General features: G+C 43.0%; 18 protein-coding genes. 14 read left to right on the top strand and 4 right to left on the bottom strand.

Annotated features, from left to right (window positions below):
- Positions 1-41: 41 nt before the first annotated feature.
- The 3 genes from truA to ACGG81_RS10790 are packed head-to-tail and all read right to left on the bottom strand — an operon-like array spanning position 42 to position 2,225.
- On the bottom strand, positions 42-791 hold the full coding sequence (truA, locus tag ACGG81_RS10800) for a tRNA pseudouridine(38-40) synthase TruA (protein WP_270472594.1): 750 nt from the start codon (positions 789-791) through the stop codon (positions 42-44).
- Positions 775-1,548, bottom strand: coding sequence for a type III pantothenate kinase (locus tag ACGG81_RS10795; protein ID WP_320852470.1), 774 nt, complete (start codon positions 1,546-1,548; stop codon positions 775-777). Before ACGG81_RS10795 ends, truA begins: the two co-directional genes overlap by 17 nt.
- A 23-nt stretch (positions 1,549-1,571) precedes the next feature.
- On the bottom strand, positions 1,572-2,225 hold the full coding sequence (locus tag ACGG81_RS10790) for an ECF transporter S component (protein ID WP_320852471.1): 654 nt from the start codon (positions 2,223-2,225) through the stop codon (positions 1,572-1,574).
- Between the two features lie 197 nt (positions 2,226-2,422).
- On the opposite strand from ACGG81_RS10790, the gene coaBC reads away from it, so the two are divergent.
- The 8 genes from coaBC to ACGG81_RS10750 all read left to right on the top strand — a co-directional run bounded on the left by coaBC (position 2,423) and on the right by ACGG81_RS10750 (position 10,810).
- Positions 2,423-3,616: a bifunctional phosphopantothenoylcysteine decarboxylase/phosphopantothenate--cysteine ligase CoaBC gene (coaBC, locus tag ACGG81_RS10785; RefSeq protein ID WP_390108288.1), complete on the top strand. Its 1,194-nt coding sequence runs from the start codon at positions 2,423-2,425 to the stop codon at positions 3,614-3,616.
- 124 nt (positions 3,617-3,740) lie between these two features.
- Positions 3,741-4,271 carry an isochorismatase family protein gene (locus ACGG81_RS10780; RefSeq protein ID WP_390108285.1) on the top strand — a complete coding sequence of 177 codons (531 nt, stop codon included), beginning with the start codon at positions 3,741-3,743 and terminating at the stop codon, positions 4,269-4,271.
- Positions 4,272-4,282: 11 nt separating this feature from the next.
- The gene (locus ACGG81_RS10775) at positions 4,283-4,810 is read left to right on the top strand and encodes a GrpB family protein (protein WP_009262468.1); all 528 of its coding nucleotides are present in this window, start codon (positions 4,283-4,285) and stop codon (positions 4,808-4,810) included.
- Between the two features lie 204 nt (positions 4,811-5,014).
- The gene (locus tag ACGG81_RS10770) at positions 5,015-5,758 is read left to right on the top strand and encodes a DUF5058 family protein (protein ID WP_009262467.1); all 744 of its coding nucleotides are present in this window, start codon (positions 5,015-5,017) and stop codon (positions 5,756-5,758) included.
- 18 nt (positions 5,759-5,776) lie between these two features.
- Positions 5,777-6,472 carry a hypothetical protein gene (locus ACGG81_RS10765; protein ID WP_009262466.1) on the top strand — a complete coding sequence of 232 codons (696 nt, stop codon included), beginning with the start codon at positions 5,777-5,779 and terminating at the stop codon, positions 6,470-6,472.
- A gap of 33 nt (positions 6,473-6,505) precedes the next feature.
- A complete protein-coding gene (locus tag ACGG81_RS10760) occupies positions 6,506-7,870 on the top strand; it encodes an amidohydrolase (RefSeq protein WP_390108280.1) in 1,365 nt (454 codons plus the stop codon).
- 36 nt (positions 7,871-7,906) lie between these two features.
- Entirely contained in the window at positions 7,907-9,079 is a 1,173-nt protein-coding gene (locus ACGG81_RS10755) for a M20 family metallopeptidase (RefSeq protein WP_009262464.1), read from the top strand.
- Positions 9,080-9,178: 99 nt separating this feature from the next.
- Positions 9,179-10,810 carry a PucR family transcriptional regulator gene (locus ACGG81_RS10750; protein ID WP_390108277.1) on the top strand — a complete coding sequence of 544 codons (1,632 nt, stop codon included), beginning with the start codon at positions 9,179-9,181 and terminating at the stop codon, positions 10,808-10,810.
- A gap of 126 nt (positions 10,811-10,936) precedes the next feature.
- On the opposite strand, the gene ymfI is transcribed toward ACGG81_RS10750, so the two are convergent.
- Positions 10,937-11,683, bottom strand: coding sequence for an elongation factor P 5-aminopentanone reductase (ymfI, locus tag ACGG81_RS10745; RefSeq protein ID WP_009262462.1), 747 nt, complete (start codon positions 11,681-11,683; stop codon positions 10,937-10,939).
- 190 nt (positions 11,684-11,873) lie between these two features.
- Here ymfI and ACGG81_RS10740 point away from each other — a divergent pair, with 190 nt between their 5' ends.
- The 6 genes from ACGG81_RS10740 (at position 11,874) to ACGG81_RS10715 (ending at position 19,073) form a co-directional block, all read left to right on the top strand.
- Complete coding sequence (locus ACGG81_RS10740; RefSeq protein ID WP_390108275.1) at positions 11,874-12,413, top strand: HD domain-containing protein; 540 nt, start codon at positions 11,874-11,876, stop codon at positions 12,411-12,413.
- 34 nt (positions 12,414-12,447) lie between these two features.
- Positions 12,448-13,455: an asparaginase gene (locus tag ACGG81_RS10735; protein ID WP_008974830.1), complete on the top strand. Its 1,008-nt coding sequence runs from the start codon at positions 12,448-12,450 to the stop codon at positions 13,453-13,455.
- A 55-nt stretch (positions 13,456-13,510) separates the two neighbouring features.
- The gene (locus ACGG81_RS10730) at positions 13,511-14,155 is read left to right on the top strand and encodes an HAD family hydrolase (protein WP_009262460.1); all 645 of its coding nucleotides are present in this window, start codon (positions 13,511-13,513) and stop codon (positions 14,153-14,155) included.
- A gap of 77 nt (positions 14,156-14,232) precedes the next feature.
- Positions 14,233-15,939, top strand: coding sequence for an ABC-ATPase domain-containing protein (locus ACGG81_RS10725; RefSeq protein WP_016438310.1), 1,707 nt, complete (start codon positions 14,233-14,235; stop codon positions 15,937-15,939).
- A 202-nt stretch (positions 15,940-16,141) separates the two neighbouring features.
- Positions 16,142-16,432 carry a hypothetical protein gene (locus ACGG81_RS10720; RefSeq protein WP_390108272.1) on the top strand — a complete coding sequence of 97 codons (291 nt, stop codon included), beginning with the start codon at positions 16,142-16,144 and terminating at the stop codon, positions 16,430-16,432.
- Complete coding sequence (locus tag ACGG81_RS10715; RefSeq protein ID WP_008974835.1) at positions 16,425-19,073, top strand: valine--tRNA ligase; 2,649 nt, start codon at positions 16,425-16,427, stop codon at positions 19,071-19,073. Before ACGG81_RS10720 ends, ACGG81_RS10715 begins: the two co-directional genes overlap by 8 nt.
- Positions 19,074-19,088: the final 15 nt, after the last annotated feature.

The raw sequence follows: 19,088 nt of genomic DNA, 5'->3' as shown, positions 1-19,088 counted from the left end.
CTCCTCATAATTTCTTCTGTTATTTTTATGAATAGTATTTTTTATTTATAATTCACTTCCCGCAGACATAACCCATGCGCCGGTGCAAGAAATCCAGTAAGACTTCTATCTCTGTGGTGAAATGCTTCCAGAACGCTCTCAGGTGTGCGGCTTCCTTCTCCGACCTCTAAAAGTGTTCCCGCGAGGATTCGAACCATATGATATAGAAATCCATCTCCACAGAATGCCAGCACAAGCTTCTCGTTCTCTTCCTTCATATCGATGGAAAAAATCGTCCGCACAGAATCAGCCTCTTTATTGTCGGTAAAACTCCCAAAATCATGTGTGCCCGTCAAGTGATCGGCTGCTTGGCGCATACGATCCAGATCAAGATGCACCGGTCTGTGATAACAGTATTTTCTTGTAAATACATCTGCACGTGATCTCTGATCGATCCGGTATTCATACACCTTAGATACTGCACTGTACCTGCTGTGGAAAGACTGGGAAACACTCTCGACGAGACAGATTCTGATATCCTCCGGGAGCATTCGGTTCAATTCTTGCCGAAGCAACTCCGGATCCTCGTTTGTTTTCAGAAACGCATGAGCAACCTGTCCTTTGGCATGTACACCTGCATCAGTTCTTCCAGAGCCGCTTATTTTTACAGGACTTCCTTCAATTTTACTGAGCACACGTTCAATCGTTCCCTGTATGGTTCCAGGCTCATTTGTCAGCCTCTGCCATCCTTTATAACCGCCCCCATCATAGGCGATCGTCATCTTATAGTTCTTCTTAATTTTTTTCATCATTTCTATTATAAATCAACTGAAGTCCTTTTAAAAGGAGTGTTTCATCAACCGGAATTTCCTTTTTACAATGTGGAATGATTGTGCCTGCCAGCCCACCGGTAGCTACAAGTGAAGCCTTTTGTCCAATCTCGTCCTCAATCCGGTCGATCATTCCATCAATACAAGCTGCGCTTCCATAGATAATGCCACTCTTCATACAATCTACTGTATTTTTTCCAATCGCCTTCCGCGGTTGTTCGATACTAATCTTTGGAAGCTGAGAAGTCTTCTCAGTCAATGCCTCCAAAGCTGTTGCCACTCCTGGCAGGATCATCCCTCCGGCATAATTTTTCTTTTCATCAATCAAAGAAATGGTTGTTGCAGTTCCAAGATCCACAACGATGATCGGCGCTTCATACGCTTCAATCGCCGCAACCGCATTGACGATCCGGTCGCTTCCGACTTGAGCCGGCTGATCCATATGAATATTTAATCCTGTTTTCACTCCAGGTCCCACAACTTTTATCTGTCTGTGAATAACCTTTTTCGCTGCCTGAGCTATCACCTTAGTAAGCGGTGGCACAACCGAGGAGATGATTCCTCCCCGAATCCTGCTTTCCTTGATTCCATACAGTTCCAGTATAGTTTTGATACTGACTGCATATTCTAAATCGGTTCTTGTCAGATCTGTAGAGAGCCTCTCTGCAAAACAGATCTGCTCTCCGTCAAAACATCCTATCGTAAGATTTGTATTTCCAATATCAATCGCTAAAATCATAAATACTATCCTTCTGATATTTTTTAATGTAATCTTTCTTTCAATTTTAACAAAATACGTCCGATCACCATCGTTAAGATTGCCGCGACAATTGCCTCCGGCACTCCGTTGATTCCAATGATCGTCATAATAAATCCATATACCGCATCCACCGACACTTGATTGACCTGTGCATAATCATCTTTAAAAAAGAAATAGATCATATTCATAACAAGCAATGTGTTTGTGAGCGCTCCGCTGATCCCGGCCACAAAAAGTGCTGTATTTTGGGATGCTTTCCATTTTGTCGTCGCTTTTCTGACTCCATGATATACATAGTAGGGAACAACCCCTGTCAGAATTCTCGGCACAAAACAAATTAAAATGCTTGCAAATCCCCCCTGAATTTCTCCCAGTGAATAAAATGGTGAGAATACAAAAGATGTGACTGTCGGATTCATCGTATTGTTGATCAGACTGGTCAATCCAAAGATCAAGCCGAGAAAAGCTCCTTTCTTTGGGCCAAGCACCAATGCGCCAAGTATCACAGGAATGTGGATGATCGTTGCCCGTGTGAATCCGAGCGGGATATACCCTAAAAATGGGACCATAGCCATCAGAATGATCAGTGCCGCGAAAAGTGCAGCCTGTACAAGTCCTTTTACCTGTGACGTTGTGTTAGTTGTTTCGTTATTCATTTTTCTTCCTCCTTGTTATTATTCCCCGGTAAGCCGTATGCTTTTTGGGGATACAATACAATTACGGCGCTATTGTAGCATGTCGCTCTCTGAAAAGCAATGATGTTTGAAAAGAAAAACATAGATTTGCGCGTGCAGTCTGTGCTGTGATATGATACAATCATGTTCAGAAATGTACCAGATTGGAGGAACCATTTATGTTAAAAGGAAAGACAGTCATACTCGGAGTAACCGGCAGCATTGCCGCATACAAGATTGCCAATCTCGCCAGTATGCTCACAAAGCTTCACTGCGATGTGCATGTACTGATGACACAGAATGCGACGAACTTTATTCACCCGATTACCTTCGAGACACTGACCAACAACAAATGCATTGTCGATACATTTGACCGGAATTTTCAATATAATGTGGAACATGTCTCTCTTGCAAAACGGGCAGATGTTGTTCTGATCGCTCCGGCAACCGCCAACGTCATTGCAAAACTGGCATACGGTCTTGCCGATGACATGCTCACAACGACAACCCTCGCCTGCACATGCAAAAAAATCGTTGCGCCGGCAATGAATACCAATATGTACCGCAATGCGATCACGCAGGATAACTTAAAACGGCTTACACAATTTGATTTTGAGGTGATCGCTCCGGCGACTGGAATGCTTGCCTGCAAAGATATCGGAGAGGGCAAACTTCCGGATGAGCAGACACTGCTCAACTATATTTTAAAAGAGATTGCAATGGAGAAAGATATGAAAGGGGTAAATGTCCTTGTGACTGCCGGAGCCACCCAGGAAGCAATCGATCCGGTCCGCTACATTACCAATCACTCCACCGGAAAGATGGGCTATGCCCTTGCGCGTGACTGTATGTTGCGTGGAGCCAATGTCACTCTGGTGAGCGGCCAAAGTGCACTGACCCCGCCGCCATTTACAACTGTGATTTCTGTCACATCTGCAAAAGAGATGTTTGATGCGGTCACAGAACATGCCGAATCGCAGGATATCATCATCAAAGCGGCTGCTGTCGCTGATTATCGCCCTGCCAGTATTGCCACAGAAAAGATGAAAAAGAAAGAGGATGCTCTCACCATCGAATTGGAGCGGACCGATGATATTTTAAAATACCTCGGGGAACACAAGCATCAACAACAGTTTCTATGTGGATTTTCCATGGAGACCGAGCATATGCTTGAAAATTCCAGAAAGAAACTGGAAAAGAAGCATCTCGACATGATCGTTGCAAATAACTTAAAGCAGGCAGGTGCAGGATTTGGGACGGACACAAATGTAGTGACTATGATTACACCGCAGGAAGAAATTGCACTAGAACTGATGTCCAAAGAAGAGGCTGCTCACGCAATTGTCAGCCAAATTTTAAAAAATCGCAGTTAGCGGTTAACCTGTTTTTGCGAGCTGCATATACGCATACAATACATTTTTTGTTGCTGAAAAGGCTGAAGAAGTGTTAAGAAATATGGGTCTATTTTCGGAAATGTTTATGAAGGAGGTCATTGTGATGAGAATTGAGAAAGAACAGACGGTTGCAATCGGAATTGATTATCAGGAGAAGCTTGTTCCGGTCATGCATAAAAAGGAAAAGCTGATTGAAAATTCAAGGATTTTGCTCTCAGGGCTTTCGACTTTGGAAGTACCGATCTGTCTGACACAGCAGTACACAAAAGGTCTTGGGGAGACAGTACCAGAGATCATAGCGGCAGCGGGGATCAAGGAACATGTGGAGAAAATCAGCTTCAGCGCCTATGAGGATATCAAAGAGTTTGTCAAAGGAAAACGGTTTGTCATTCTCTGCGGCATTGAGGCGCACATCTGTGTGCTTCAGACGGTGATCGACCTGATTGAACATGGACATGTGCCGATTCTTGTTGTGGACTGTATCTCCAGCAGAAAAGCTTATGACAGGAAGATCGCGTTAAAGCGGGCCGAGAAGGAAGGCGCCTTTTTAACAACGTATGAGGCAGTTATCTTTGAACTTCTAAAAGAGGCTGGAACGGAGCAGAGCAAACAGATTCAGCGGCTGATAAAATAGCGGAGGAAACAATGGCAAGAAAGATAGAAGTGGTTGATTATTGTCCAGAATGGAAAGAAAAATTCTGGCAGGAGGCTGCGAAGATTCAAGAAATTTTAGGAGAAAACTGTATTACTGTCTATCATATTGGTTCCACTTCCGTGAAGGGACTGCGGGCAAAGCCGATCATTGATCTGATGCCAGTTGTAAAAGAGCTGGAAGCGGTGGATCTGCACAATAAGGAATTTGAAGCGCTAGGGTATGAGTGTAAGGGAGAGTATGGGATCTTAGGTCGCCGTTTTTTTATGAAGGGAGGGGATTTGCGGACCCATCATGTACACATTTTTGCGGAGGAGAGCAGGAAAGAGATTGAGCGGCATCTGGTAGTACGAGACTATCTTCGCACCCATAAAAAAGATGCGGAGGCATATGCTGCCCTGAAGACAGAGCTGGCAGAGAAATTTACCTATGACAATGAGGGATATTGCGATGGAAAAGATTCCTTTGTAAAAGATCTGGAACGAAAGGCGCTGGAGTGGAGAAAAACTATGTCTGTATAAGAGAAAAATAAGACATACTGTCAAAAGAGAGATGGCTAAGGCGAGAAATTAATAGAAATTTTATAAATAGTAATAGAAAAGTGAAAATATCTTCACCACATGGGAAAACATGTCGAAAAGTGAAGATATTTTCATTTTTTTATTTTCGGGAAATAGGTATGATGGAGGAAAATGAGGTAGGGCAAGAAAAAGGAGGAAAAAAGAATGGATGTTATGAAACTTGCAAACAGTTTACCTATGTGGATCGCTTGTGGTATTCCGGTCGTGTTCGTCATGATACAGGCACTTCTCTTTGCACGTGAGGCTTATCGTTCGGGAGAAAAAGTCGGGCTTACGAAAACACAAATGAATAAAGCGATTAAAAGCAGTGCGGTGACTTCGATAGGGCCATCGATTGTTGTACTGAGCGGTATGTTATCACTTTTGGTGACAGTTGGAGGACCAGTTGGTTGGATGCGACTTTCTATGATTGGTTCTGTTATGTTTGAGTCTATTGCAGCGGGACTTGGAACATCAGCGGTTGGTGTGACGTTAGGAACAGATCCAATGACAAAAGAAGCGCTTACCATGGCAATTTGGACAATGATCCTTTGTTCAGTTGGCTGGGTATTGTTCGGAACATTTTCTGCAAATAAAATGGAAAAGATTGAACATAAATTATCGAAAGGAAATGCGGGAACTTTGACAACGATTGCATCAACAGCGATCATTGGTGTGTTTGCTGCAATGGTTGCAAGCCATCTTTCAAAACCTATTTATTTTCTGATGCAGAAAGCGGATGCAGCAGCTATGGGCGGTGCAAATAAAAATGCGATTGCCTGTATTTTAGGAGCTGTGATCATGTATGGGCTTTCGACAGTAGCGGAGAAAAAGAATATTGGCTGGTTAAGAGAATGGTCATTGACGATTACTATTTTAGGAGCGATGGTCATTACAGCTTTGATTTAATGATAGGAGGAAGAATGAATGAGCAATAATTTCTATAAAGATGAATATATGCCAAAAATAAATAGAATAGGAAAGATGACAGGATATGTAGGAGTGATTCTTGCGTTTTTACCAGCGGTTGCGCTTGCGGTAGTTTACGGACTGCTTCCGAAACCGGCAGCTCTTTTGACTGCGTTTGTCAGTGGTGCGAGTGCATTTGGAGTGCTTTGGTTTGTGGAGCCGATTTCCTATTTTCCGGTAGTTGGTCCGGCAGGAACTTATATGGCATTTCTTTCCGGCAATATTTCTAATATGCGTATTCCATGTGCAAGTATGGCACAGGTAGCAGCTGATGTGGAGCCGGGAACAGAAAAAGGTTCTGTTATTGCAACCATTGGTATGGCGGTTTCTATTATTATCAATACATCGGTATTAACGGTAGGAGCCATTCTTGGAACTTCAGTATTGGAAATGCTTCCGGCTTCTGTAATTTCTGCATTAAATTATCTGCTCCCGGCATTGTTTGGAGCGTTGATCGTGCAGTTTGGAATCAAGATGAAAAAGCATAGTCTTGTGATGGTACTGATTGCGATTGCGTTATATACAGCAATTGGAATGGGCGTCTTTAATTGGCTTCCTGGCGCATCTAACTGGCTTGGAACAATGGGATGTGTATTCCTTAGTATCGCGATTGGATTGGCAACTTTAAAAAACACTGCAAAAAAAGAAGCATAAGTAATTAGGAAGATAGGCAAAGGAGAGATAGAGATGACAAAAAAAGAACTTCATCAAATTGTAGATAGTCTGGAGCCCTTGTGCCAAAAGAGTTGTAAGAGATTATGGGATCATCCGGAAGTGGGTGGAGAAGAAAAAGAAAGTGCAAATTATTTTCGGGAGATCTTATCAGAAGAAGGCTTTGTTATTGTGAATGAAGCAGAATTGCCACATGCATTTTATGCAGAATATGGTTCGGGAACTCCTGTCATTGCAATCTTAGGAGAATATGATGCGCTTCCAGGATTATCTCAGACAGTATCTGCGCAAAAAGAAGCAGTACAGGAAGGAGCAGCAGGCCATGGATGTGGTCACAATTTATTGGGAGCCGCATCGGCCGTTGCAGCGATTGCAGTGAAGCGATTTTTGGAGCAGGAAAATCAGGAAGGAACGATTCGTTTCTATGGATGCCCGGAAGAGGAGTTACTTTCTGGAAAAGTGAAAATGTCTTATCATCATATGTTTGACGGCTGTGATATGGCGATTAGCTGGCATCCAATGAGTGCGAATATGGTGTATGATAGTGGATATCTCGCCAGTGCTTCTGCACACTTTAAATTCTATGGAAAAAGCTCCCATGCTGCATTTGCGCCGGAGGTAGGCAGAAGTGCGTTGGATGCGGTAGAGTTAATGAACGTTGGCGTGAACTATTTGCGTGAACATGTGACATCCAAAGCAAGGATTCATTATACAACCGATAGCGGTGGATTTTCTCCGAATATTGTTCCGCCAAGAGCAGGTTCCTGGTATTTTGTTCGGGCACCTCATATTTCAGAGGTAAAAGAGATTTTGGAGCGTGTAAGAAAAGTGGCAGAGGGAGCTTGCCTTATGACAGAAACATCAATGGAAATGAAAATAGATTATGGATGTTGTGAGCTTTTAGAGAATCATGCATATGCAGATTTGGCATATGAGAATCTAAAAGAAGCCAAACTACCATCTTACACAGAAGAGGAATTAGCATTTGCTTCGAAATTAGAAGATACCTTGTCAGGGGAAACGGTAGAAAATGCAAGAAAACTGTATGACACAGAGGGACTTCCATTGGCTATGAAAGTGGGAATAAGAGATTTGTATCAGAGGAACCCACTGACGGCTTCTTCTGATAGCGGAGATGTCAGTTATATAATGCCGATGTGTCTGATCTCTACTGTGTGTTGGCCGGCGGCAGTTTCGCCACATACATGGCAGGCATCAGCTTCTGCAGGCTCTTCTATTGGAGAAAAAGGTGCTCTTAGTGCAGCGCGGGTTATGGCGGGAATTGCATATGATTTATACCAATCTTCAGAAATTCGGGAAAAAATCCTAGAAGAATTTCGAGAAAAAAAAGTGGAGTATAGACCAATGTATGAAGAATAGATTATGGACAACAGATTCGTAGAAAGGGAAGAGATTATGCAGAATCAGTTATTAAAAGAGGCAAATGAATTTCAAGAGAAATTAAGTGCATGGAGACGAGCGCTTCATCAAATTCCAGAAATTGGATTACATCTTCCAAAAACAGTCGCATTTGTAAAAAAAGAGTTGGAGCAAATGGATATTCCATATACCGTGTATGAAGAAAGTTCTTGCATTGTTGCTTTGATTGGAAGTGGAGAAAAATGTTTCATGCTTCGCAGTGATATGGATGCACTGCCGGTAAGAGAGGAATCAGGAGAACCTTTTGCATCAGAAAACGGATGTATGCATGCTTGTGGACATGATATGCACACAACAACACTTTTGGGGGCTGCAAAACTGCTGAAATCACATGAAAGGGAATTGAAAGGGACTGTCAAATTGTTATTTCAGTCAGCAGAAGAAACTTTTCAAGGAGCGAAAGCAGCGGTGGATGCAGGTGTTTTAGAAAATCCGAGAGTAGACGCTGCATTTGCAATGCATGTAGCACCGAATAGTGAAAATAAGAAGATTATTTATGGAGAATATCCGATGACCTCTGTCTATGGATTTCGTGTTCTTTTGACCGGAAAAGGAACGCATGGATCTGCACCAGAGCTAGGTGTTGATCCGATTAATGCAGGAGTTCATTTGTATTTGGCTCTGCAAGAATTGATTGCAAGAGAAATTTCAGCAATGGAAGAAGCGGTGCTGACGATTGGACGGTTTGAATCGGGAAGTGCATTTAATGTGATTCCGCATCGCGCAGTATTAGAAGGATCTCTTCGGACATTTAAATCAGAAGTCAGAGACTATATAATCTGCCGGATCAAAGAAGTTGCAAAAGGAGTAGCTGCCACATATCGTTGTGAGGTGGAACTAGAAGTGCTTAACGATGTTCCGGCAGTAAAATGTGATGTGAAATTAAATGAAGAGATTATTCAGTCTGTCAGAGAGCTGGATTCCGAGTTAAAAGCATATCCGACGTTTCACGTGATGGGCTCTGAAGATTTTTCTTACTTTGGTGAGAAGATTCCGACAAGTTATTTCTTTATCGGAGCAGGAGTGGACAATCAAGATGAATGGGTTGGACATCATAATCCTCATGCAAAATTCAATGAAACATGCCTGCCGACGGCAGCTGCTATTTATGCGAAAGCGGCAATGGATTGGCTGGAAAATCATGGTTAGGCAAAAGATGGACCTAGCTTGACAGAAAATTGCAGAAGATGATAAACTTGCAACGATAGTAGGAAATGGCAAGCAGAACAAAGAAAGGACAGGGACAATATGGGAATTTCAATTGAAACTTTATTGGAACATGAATTTTTTAAAGACTTTCATATTGTAGCTGGTTCTAAAGGGATACAGAAAGAAGTACAAGGAATTGCGGTCATGGATGCTCCGGATGCCTATCGTTGGACGAAAGGAAAGGAACTTGTAATTACTTCCGGTTATTCTATTTTGATGGAACCGGATTGTATCAAAAAGTCTTTTGATGAAGGATTGATGCAGATTACTTCCGGAATGATTATTAAACGAGGGAGACATCTTCCGATGATTCCGAAAGAAATTATCGAACTGTTTGAACAATATGAAATACCGCTGATCAGTATGCCATTTGAAATCGGCTATATGGAAGTCATGCAACAAGTGAATACGATCGTGATGAATCGGACCATTCGGCGCTTTCAAATCCATCAGAATGGTGCGATGATGTTAGGTTCGACAACATACAAAGTTCAAAAGATTAAAAAAATATTGCAGGCAGTAGAAGTGGAAATGGGATTTCCGGCATTTCTATATGATGTAGGTGAACAGGAAGGATATTGCAGCTCTGCAAACTTTAAGCGAATTTCAGAAACCTATGGATTGCAGGAAAGTGATTATTGGAATCCTAAAATGGAACACAATCGCTATACATTATGTGACTATATACAGATGACACGAATCCGAATGTTTAATGAAGATAATGTGGATGGTCCGCGGATCAGTTGGATTTTGATGCCGATTAGTATTGGAGGCAATCTGCAGGCATACTTTATTGTGATGGAATCAAGAGAATTCTTAGATTATTACGATGAGTATTCCATTCGGATTGCGTACCTTTTGCTACAATCGGTATATGAACAAATTGTCATTGCACAAAGTATTGGGAACATCGGATTTGAAAATCTTGTTTTGCTTGCGCTGCATTCTACCGGGGAAGATGAAGAAAGGCTTCTTTATCAGGCGGGACAGCAGGGGATTTCTATGAATACAAGATATATCTGTGTATTGTTTCACCAGATGAATGAGGAATTGAGTGCGCGGAATTCCAGAGAACAGTATATTACTGTTTTCAAAAACAGTCAGCTTTCTAAAAATGCAAAATTAGCATTTCTCGATGAAAATACAGGGATAGTTTTAACGGAATTGTCTGATTCTGTGTCATATAGTCAAAAACATCTGGAAGGTATGATTTCTGATTTTGAGCAGAAAATTGTTGAAACATTTCCTAAAATGGAATTGGAGTTTGCAGTGTTGCGAGAAGGCAAGAAAATGTCGGAATTAAAATCATCGGTGGAAACGTGTGGGAAAGTAATGAAAATGGGGAAAAAGCTTTGTCCAAAGAAGAAAATTTGGGATTATGAAATGATTGGACCGTTTGCATGGCTTCAAATTCCGGAGAAAGAATTGGAACAGATGCTCTCAGAGTATCTGGATATGATGAAAGACGAGAAAAATGTAGAACTGCTCAGGACACTGAAAGTTTATCTGGAAAACAATATGAATTTCAGCGTGACAGCTGAGAAAATGTATGTACATATAAATACCATTCGAAAAAGGATTGACAAGTTAGACCGAATGCTACAGATCGATTGGGATTCCTATATTTCCCGATTAAAAATAGAAATATTATTGCAGTTTTTGGAATTGTAGATTCCGATAATTATAGAAGAAATGGGTATGGCTGAAATGCAGGCTATACCCATTTCTTATGTGTAAAAATCCTGTGAGCATCGACCGTATACGGATTTACTTTTGAAGGAGTAAAAAAGGCTAGTTTTAAATATAGCCTCCGTCTATTCCGATGATCTGTCCGGTCATATAGGCGGGAGCATGGGCTAAGTCCCATGCGAGAGAAGCAACCTCTTCCGGGGTACCAAATCGGCATGCAGGGATATCTTCTTCCAGTGCAAGACGTTCTTCAGGACTAAGCTGTGCGTTCATGGCAGTATCGATGGCGCCGCAGGCAATGGTGTTGACTTGAATATTGCTAGGTGCAAGCTCTTTTGCCAGTGCCCTCGTCAGTCCGTGGATGCCGGATTTTGCGGCGGAATAAGCGACTTCGCAGGAGGCGCCGACCGTTCCCCACATCGAGGAAATATTGATGATTTTTCCTTTTTTTCTGGAAATCATAGAGGGCAGGGTTGCCCGGCTGCAATAGAAAACTGAGGAAAGATTTGTCTGGATCATGCGGTTCCACAGATCGTCGGTCATATCTGTGAACAAACCGATGTGAGAAATTCCTGCATTGTTGATAAGTACATCGATCTGCCCACAAGTAGCGGAAATCTCTTCAAACATTGCGGTGACTTGTGAAGAATCACTGACATCGCAGCGGCAACAAGTGCAGGAGCCGTCAGGCAGTGCAAGGATTTCTTTTTTGACATTTTCTAACTGCTCGAGAGAAGTGGAGCAGTTTAAAATGACATGGTAATGATTTTTGGCAAACTGAAGTGCGATCGCTCTTCCGATTCCTCTAGAGGAACCAGTAACAAGAACGACTGGTTTTTGATTGGTTATATGCATAAAGAACCTCCGTGAAAAAAATATAATGTTACTATAGCACAAACTGGTGAAAAATGACAGAACAGCTCAGAACAAATCCGAAAGAAGAGTTGAAAAAGTGTGTTCGATTGGTATAATAAAACTAGGTGAAATTGGTATATCGTTTTAGGTGGGAATCGAAAGAAAGAAGAAAATACAGGAGGTGGAGGAGATGATCCAAAGGGCAATCGCATTTGCGACGAAAGCACATGACGGGCAACTGCGGAAAGGGACGATGCGCCCATATATTTTACATCCGCTGGAAGTGGGTGTGATCGTAGCGAGAATGACGGAGGATGAGGAGGTTATCAGTGCAGCAATCCTGCATGATACGATCGAGGATTGCGAAGGAGTGACGGCGCAGATGATCGAGCAGATGTTTTCCAAGCGGGTGGCAGAACTTGTGCAGAAAGAAAGTGAAGACAAATCAAAGACGTGGATGGAACGCAAAGGTGCGACGATTCAGCATCTGAAAGTAGCAGAGCGGGAAGTACAGATGATCGGTCTGGCAGATAAGCTGTCCAATATGCGGGATATCGATCGGGATTATCCAGAGTGCGGGGAGGAATTGTGGCAACGATTCCGGATGAAAGACAAAGAGACGATTGGATGGTACTATAAAGGAGTAGAGGAGGCTCTTCGGAAATCTTTCTCGGAAGTTCCGGTGTATATCGAGTACCGCAGTCTTGTAGAGAAAATTTTTGGAAAATAGAAAATAGCAGGAAGACAATAGACAGGAGAACAGTATGAAGAAAAAAATATTAATGATAGGAACCGGAGGAACAATTGCATCAAAACAGACGGAGGCCGGGTTGGCTCCGGGACTTTCCTCGGAGGATATCCTATCTTATATTCCGCAGGTAGAGAGTGTGTGTGATGTGGATACACTTCAGGTGTGCAATATTGACAGTACGAATGTGACGCCGGAATATTGGAAGAAGATTGCAGGGGCAATCGAGGAACACTATGAGGAGTATGATGGATTTGTCATCTGCCACGGTACGGACACGCTGGCATACACGGCGGCAGCACTGTCTTACATGATCCAGAATTCTGAGAAGCCGATCGTGATCACCGGAGCGCAAAAGCCGATCAACATGGATGTGACAGACGCGAAGACAAATCTTTTAGACAGCTTTATTTACGCGTCAGACGATGCCTCTCAGGATGTGACGATCGTATTCGATGGGAAAGTCATTGTCGGAACAAGAGCGAAGAAAGAGCGCGCCAAGAGTTACAATGCATTTTCCAGCATTAATTTCCCGTATCCGGCAGTGATACAGGATCAGAAAGTATTTCGCTATATGCCGGCGATTCCTTATAAGAAGCCGGTCACGTTCTATCATGAGATGAAGAACAGTATTTATGTATTAAAGCTGATTCCAGGTATGAAGCCGGATGTATTGTCCTACATTTTTAAACATTATGATTGTGTCGTAATTGAAAGTTTTGGTGTAGGCGGTCTGCCGGAGAGCATTGTCGGAGAATTTTATAAAGAGATGACGGAGTGGGTGCGCCACGGAAAGATTGTGGTGATGACAACGCAGGTGGCAAATGAAGGAAGTAACATGACGGTCTATGAAGTTGGGAAAAAGGTCAAACAGGATTTTGATCTGATTGAAGCATACGACATGACATTGGAGGCAGTGATCACAAAATTAATGTGGATCATGTCCATGGAACAGATGAGTTACGCGGAAGTGAAAGAAAGATTTTACAGCAGCGTAAACCATGACATTTTATTTCATGAGTAGCAGTGTGAAATGAAGTGTGTTTAGCAAATTGTAAAAAGGAAAAAGGGGAAGAAAAATGTATCAGCATATTTTATTTGATCTAGATGGAACACTGACAGACCCGAAAGTGGGGATTACAAGCGCGGTTGCACATGCGCTGAAATTTTATGGGATAGAGGTGGAGAATCTTGATACACTCTGCAAGTTTATCGGTCCGCCGCTTGCGGATTCTTTTATGGAATATTATGGATTTGACCGGGAACAGGCAGTGGAAGCAGTGGAGAAGTATAGAGAATATTTTTCGGTGCGAGGATTATATGAGAACGAAGTCTATCCAGGGATTGAACAACTATTAAAAGCACTGACAGAACAAGGAAAGAAGGTCTATCTGGCGACATCCAAGCCAGAGGTGTATGCAAGACAGATTTTGGAGTATTTTCACCTGACAGAGTATTTCACTTTTATTGGAGGAAGTGAATTGAGCGGGGAGCGTGTCAGAAAAGGAGATGTTATCGCATATGTGCTGGAGCATGAGAAGATTACAGACAGAGATAAGGTGATCATGGTCGGAGACCGAATGCATGATGTGCTTGGGGCAAAGGAGCAGAACATCCCATGCATCGGAGTGTTATATGGCTATGGAAACCGGCAAGAGCTGGAAGAAGCGGGAGCGGCAATGATCAAAGAGAGCGTAGAAGAACTGCACGACACCTTAGTGTAACTGAGGGGAAAATCGCGCCGGAAAAACCGCAGAGAAAGAAAAAATAAAAAGAGATAGAAAGAGGTAGAAGCAAGGAAATGAAGTCAGCACAGGATTTGAGAAAGTTACTAAATGAGATTCATCGGAAGAGTTATCCTGCATATAAGGGGACGAAGGGCAGTTATCGGTTTGCGGATTATATTCTGCAGATCGATCATGTGCAGGGAGATCCATTTGCATCGCCATCGAAAGTGAGTGTTGCGATTGACGGACAACTGGCAAGGTTTCCGAAACAATTATTTGACAAGAAATATAAGCGAATCGCGCTGCAGGATTATCTGACAAGAGTATTTTATCAGAAGATCGAACGCTTCAACTTCAAGGCAAAGGGTTCGGGGAAAAGTGGTTTGTTATCTGTCAGCAGATGCGGACAGGAGATTCTGGAACGGACAGCCTGCACGATTGACCCGGCAAATGGTAACGTGCTTGTGCGTATGGAAGTAGGATTTCCGGCAAATGGAAGGACAATTAATTCCGGAGAGCTTATTAAAATTTTCTTTGAGTTTCTTCCAGAGTGTGTAAAGGAATCATTTTTCTATCCGTGTGCAGATCAGAAAAAAATTGAGCAGACGATTTTTTTGGCGGAAGATCAGCAGGTGATCCGGGAAGAGATCCTGAAGCGAAATCTTAGTGCATTTGTGGCAAACGGCTCGATTTTGCCGAGAGAGAGTGGAATTTCTTCCCGCCCGATGAAGAATGGGGTTCCATTCCGTTCGCCGAAAGAGATGGAAGTGGAGATGGAGTTGCCGCACAGAGGAAAGATTAACGGTATGGGGATTCCATGTGGAATTACTTTGATCGTAGGCGGCGGCTATCACGGGAAATCCACATTGTTAAATGCGCTGGAAGTTGGTGTGTATAATCACATTGCTGGAGATGGAAGAGAGTATGTGATCAGTGATGATACTGCAGTCAAACTCAGGGCGGAAGATGGACGGAGTATCAAAAAGACAGACATTTCTATGTTCATCAACAATCTCCCGAATAAGAAAAATACAGAGGCATTCTATACCGAAGATGCAAGTGGAAGCACTTCGCAGGCGGCAAATGTAGTTGAGGCGATCGAGGCAGGTAGCAGATTGTTTCTGATCGATGAGGATACGAGTGCCACAAACTTTATGATCCGCGATGAACTGATGCAGAGGGTAGTGGCAAGGGAAAAAGAACCGATCACACCGTTTATTGACCGAGTGAGGGAGTTGTATGAAAAAGAAGGGGTGTCCTCGATCATCGTAGCGGGAAGTTCCGGATCTTATTTCCATATCGCAGATACGATTATCCAGATGGAACAGTATGAGCCGGCGGAGATTACAGCTTTCGCAAAGCAAGAGGCAGCGGCATTTCCGCTTCCGGTATCGGAAGGAAAGCGGGAGATGAAGAAACCATCCGTGCTCCGAAGCGCAGAAAAAAACAGGACATTCGCAGACCGCGGAAAAGTGAAGATCAAGGCGATGGGAAAAGATGGCATCCAGATGAATCGAGAGACAATCGAACTTCGCTATGTGGAACAGATTGTTGATGCGGAACAGACAAATGTACTTGGATATCTCGTGAAGTATGCAGAGCAGAATCTGTTTGATGGAAAGAAAACAATCCAGCAGGTAGTAGATGCGATGGAGCAGAAGATGGAGCGGGATGGACTTGCTTCCATTGCAGAGTCTTCGTATCTTCCGGTTAATTTTGCAATGCCGAGAAAGCAGGAGATCTTTGCCTGCCTAAATCGTTACCGGGGGCTGCGGTTGTAAGAAGGTGAGAATAAAGTTGCGAAGAACTTATGAAAATCTAAAGAATTTATGAACTTCTTGACAAATGGCAGTTAGCCGACTATCATAAGGAATATCGAATAAGAAAAGGTTGAGAGAAAGAGGAGTACGCAAAGATCCCTTGCAAGAGAGGATCACTCATGGGCTGAAAGGTGATTTCAAGAAGGAATTGTGGAAGTAGCTTTTGAACCGGACGACTGAAGCGGCAGCAATGCTGACAGTAGGTAGTCACGGATCGTCCCCGTTACCGGACGCTAGAGATATCAATCTGCTTTTGTACAGAGATTTACGGAGTATGGAGCAGAGAGATAACAAAGGTGGTACCGCGATCATTCGCCCTTTACAGTATGTAGAGGGCGTTTTCTATTCCATAGGAAATCATATCAAAGGAAAAGATAAAGAGCGGCCACTTATGACAGAGCTGAAAGAAGATGAAGAGCAAAAGAGGGTTTGCAAAGGAGGAAATGATGAGTAAGAATTTAGAGAAGACTTACAATCCAAAAGAGATTGAGCCGAAACTTTATGAAAAATGGTGTGAGAACAAATATTTTCACGCAGAAGTAGACAGAAGTAAAAAACCGTTTACAACTGTAATGCCACCGCCGAATATCACAGGAAAGCTTCATATGGGGCATGCATTTGACAATACACTTCAGGATATCCTGATCCGTTATAAGAGAATGCAGGGATACAATGCACTTTGGATTCCAGGTACAGATCATGCGGCGATTGCCACAGAGGTAAAAGTTACAGAGCAGTTAAAGGCAGAAGGAATTGATAAGAAGGAACTTGGAAGAGAGAAATTTTTAGAGCGTACCTGGCAGTGGAAGGATGAGTATGCAGGAACGATTGAAGGCCAGTTGAAAAAACTCGGTGTTTCCTGTGACTGGGATCGAGAACGCTTCACGATGGATGAGGGATGCTCCAAAGCAGTTGAGGAAGTATTCATCAAACTTTATGAGGAAGGATACATTTATAAAGGATCCAGAATCGTTAACTGGTGTCCAGTATGTAAGACAGCACTTTCCGATGCAGAGGTTGATCACGAAGAGCAGGCAGGACATTTCTGGCATATCAAATATCCAATTGTAGGAACAGATCGTTTTCTTGAGATTGCGACAACACGTCCAGAGACAATGTTAGGAGATACAGCAATCGCGGTACATCCAGATGATGAGAGATACAAAGATATCGTCGGAAAGAATGTATTACTTCCATTAGTAAACAGAGAGATTCCAATCGTGGCGGACTACTATGTAGATAAGGAATTTGGAACCGGAGCAGTGAAGATCACACCAGCACACGACCCGAATGACTTTGAAGTCGGAAAGAGACATAACCTTCCGGAGATCAACATCATGAACGATGATGCTACGATCAACGAGCTCGGTGGAAAATATGCAGGGATGGAGCGCTATGAGGCGAGAAAAGCAATCGTAAGCGATCTGGAAGAGCAGGGATTCCTTGTGAAAGTAGAAGATCATTCTCATAATGTCGGAACACATGAAAGATGTGGAACAACGGTAGAGCCACTCGTAAAACAACAGTGGTTTGTCCGTATGGAAGAGCTGGCAAAACCGGCGATCGAGGCGATCAGCAACGGAGATCTGAAACTGATTCCAGAGCGAATGAACAAGACTTATATGAACTGGCTGTCCAATATCCGTGATTGGTGCGTATCCAGACAGATCTGGTGGGGACATAGAATCCCGGCTTATTACTGTCAGGAATGTGGAAAAGTTGTTGTGGCAAGAGAGATGCCGGAGGTATGCCCGGATTGTGGCTGTACCCATTTTGTGCAGGATGAAGATACTTTAGATACATGGTTCAGCTCCGCACTTTGGCCATTCTCAACACTTGGCTGGCCGGAGAAGACGGAAGATCTTGATTACTTCTATCCAACCGATGTACTTGTAACTGGATATGACATCATCTTCTTCTGGGTGATCCGTATGGTATTTTCCGGATATGCTTATACTGGAAAAGCGCCGTTCCACACGGTATTATTCCATGGATTGATCCGTGACTCTCAAGGAAGAAAGATGAGTAAGTCTCTTGGAAATGGAATTGATCCGCTGGAGATTATCGAGAAGTATGGTGCAGATGCGCTCCGTATCACGCTTGTGACGGGAAATGCACCTGGAAATGATATGCGTTTCTACGATGAGAGAGTAGAGGCAAATAGAAACTTTGCGAACAAAGTATGGAATGCATCCCGCTTTATCCTCATGAATATGGAAGGAAAAGAGATTACAGTTCCGAACGAAAGTGATTTGTCAGCGGTGGATCAATGGATCATCTCAAAGATGAATACACTGACAAAAGATGTGACAGAGAACATGGACAAATTTGAACTTGGAATCGCTGTACAAAAAGTATATGACTTTATCTGGGATGAGTTCTGTGATTGGTACATCGAGCTTGCAAAATACCGTATTTATCACGCGGAGGAAAATCCGGCAGCAGCAAACAGTGCACTTTATACATTAAAGACTGTGCTCGGTGATGCATTAAAACTGCTCCATCCGTTTATGCCGTTTGTGACAGAAGAAATCTACGGTGCGCTTGTTCCAGAAGAAGAATCATTGATGATGTCTTCCTGGCCGGAATACAAAGAGAGCAGCTGCTATCCGGAAGCAGAGAATATTGTAGATCACATGAAAGAGATCATCCGCGGTGTCCGCAACGTACGAGCAGAGATGAATGTTGCTCCAAGCCGTAAGGCGAAGACATATATTGTCTGTGAAAATGAAAATCTTTGTCAGGGATTTGAGGAGATTAAAGAGTCTTCCATGCCGCTGATGAGTGCAAATGAAATCCAGATTCAGTCCGACAAGAGCGGAATCGCAGAGGATGCAGTTTCTGTCGTTGTGGCAGATGCAGTTGTATATCTACCAATGGAAGAACTTGTTGACTTTGAGCAGGAGTTAGAGCGTCTGACAAAAGAGGAAGCACGCTTGACAAAAGAACTTGCCCGTGTCAATGGCATGCTGAACAATGAGAAATTTATCAGCAAGGCTCCGGAAGCAAAAATCAATGAAGAAAGAGCAAAGCTTGAGAAATATACACAGATGATGGAACAAGTACAGGAACGATTAAAAGGACTTAGAAAATAAACACATCAGATTGTG

The organism is Faecalimonas umbilicata (genome assembly GCF_042846195.1).
Taxonomy (GTDB): Bacteria; Bacillota; Clostridia; order Lachnospirales; family Lachnospiraceae; genus Faecalimonas; species Faecalimonas umbilicata.
This window is presented reverse-complemented; position numbering and strand designations above follow the sequence as displayed.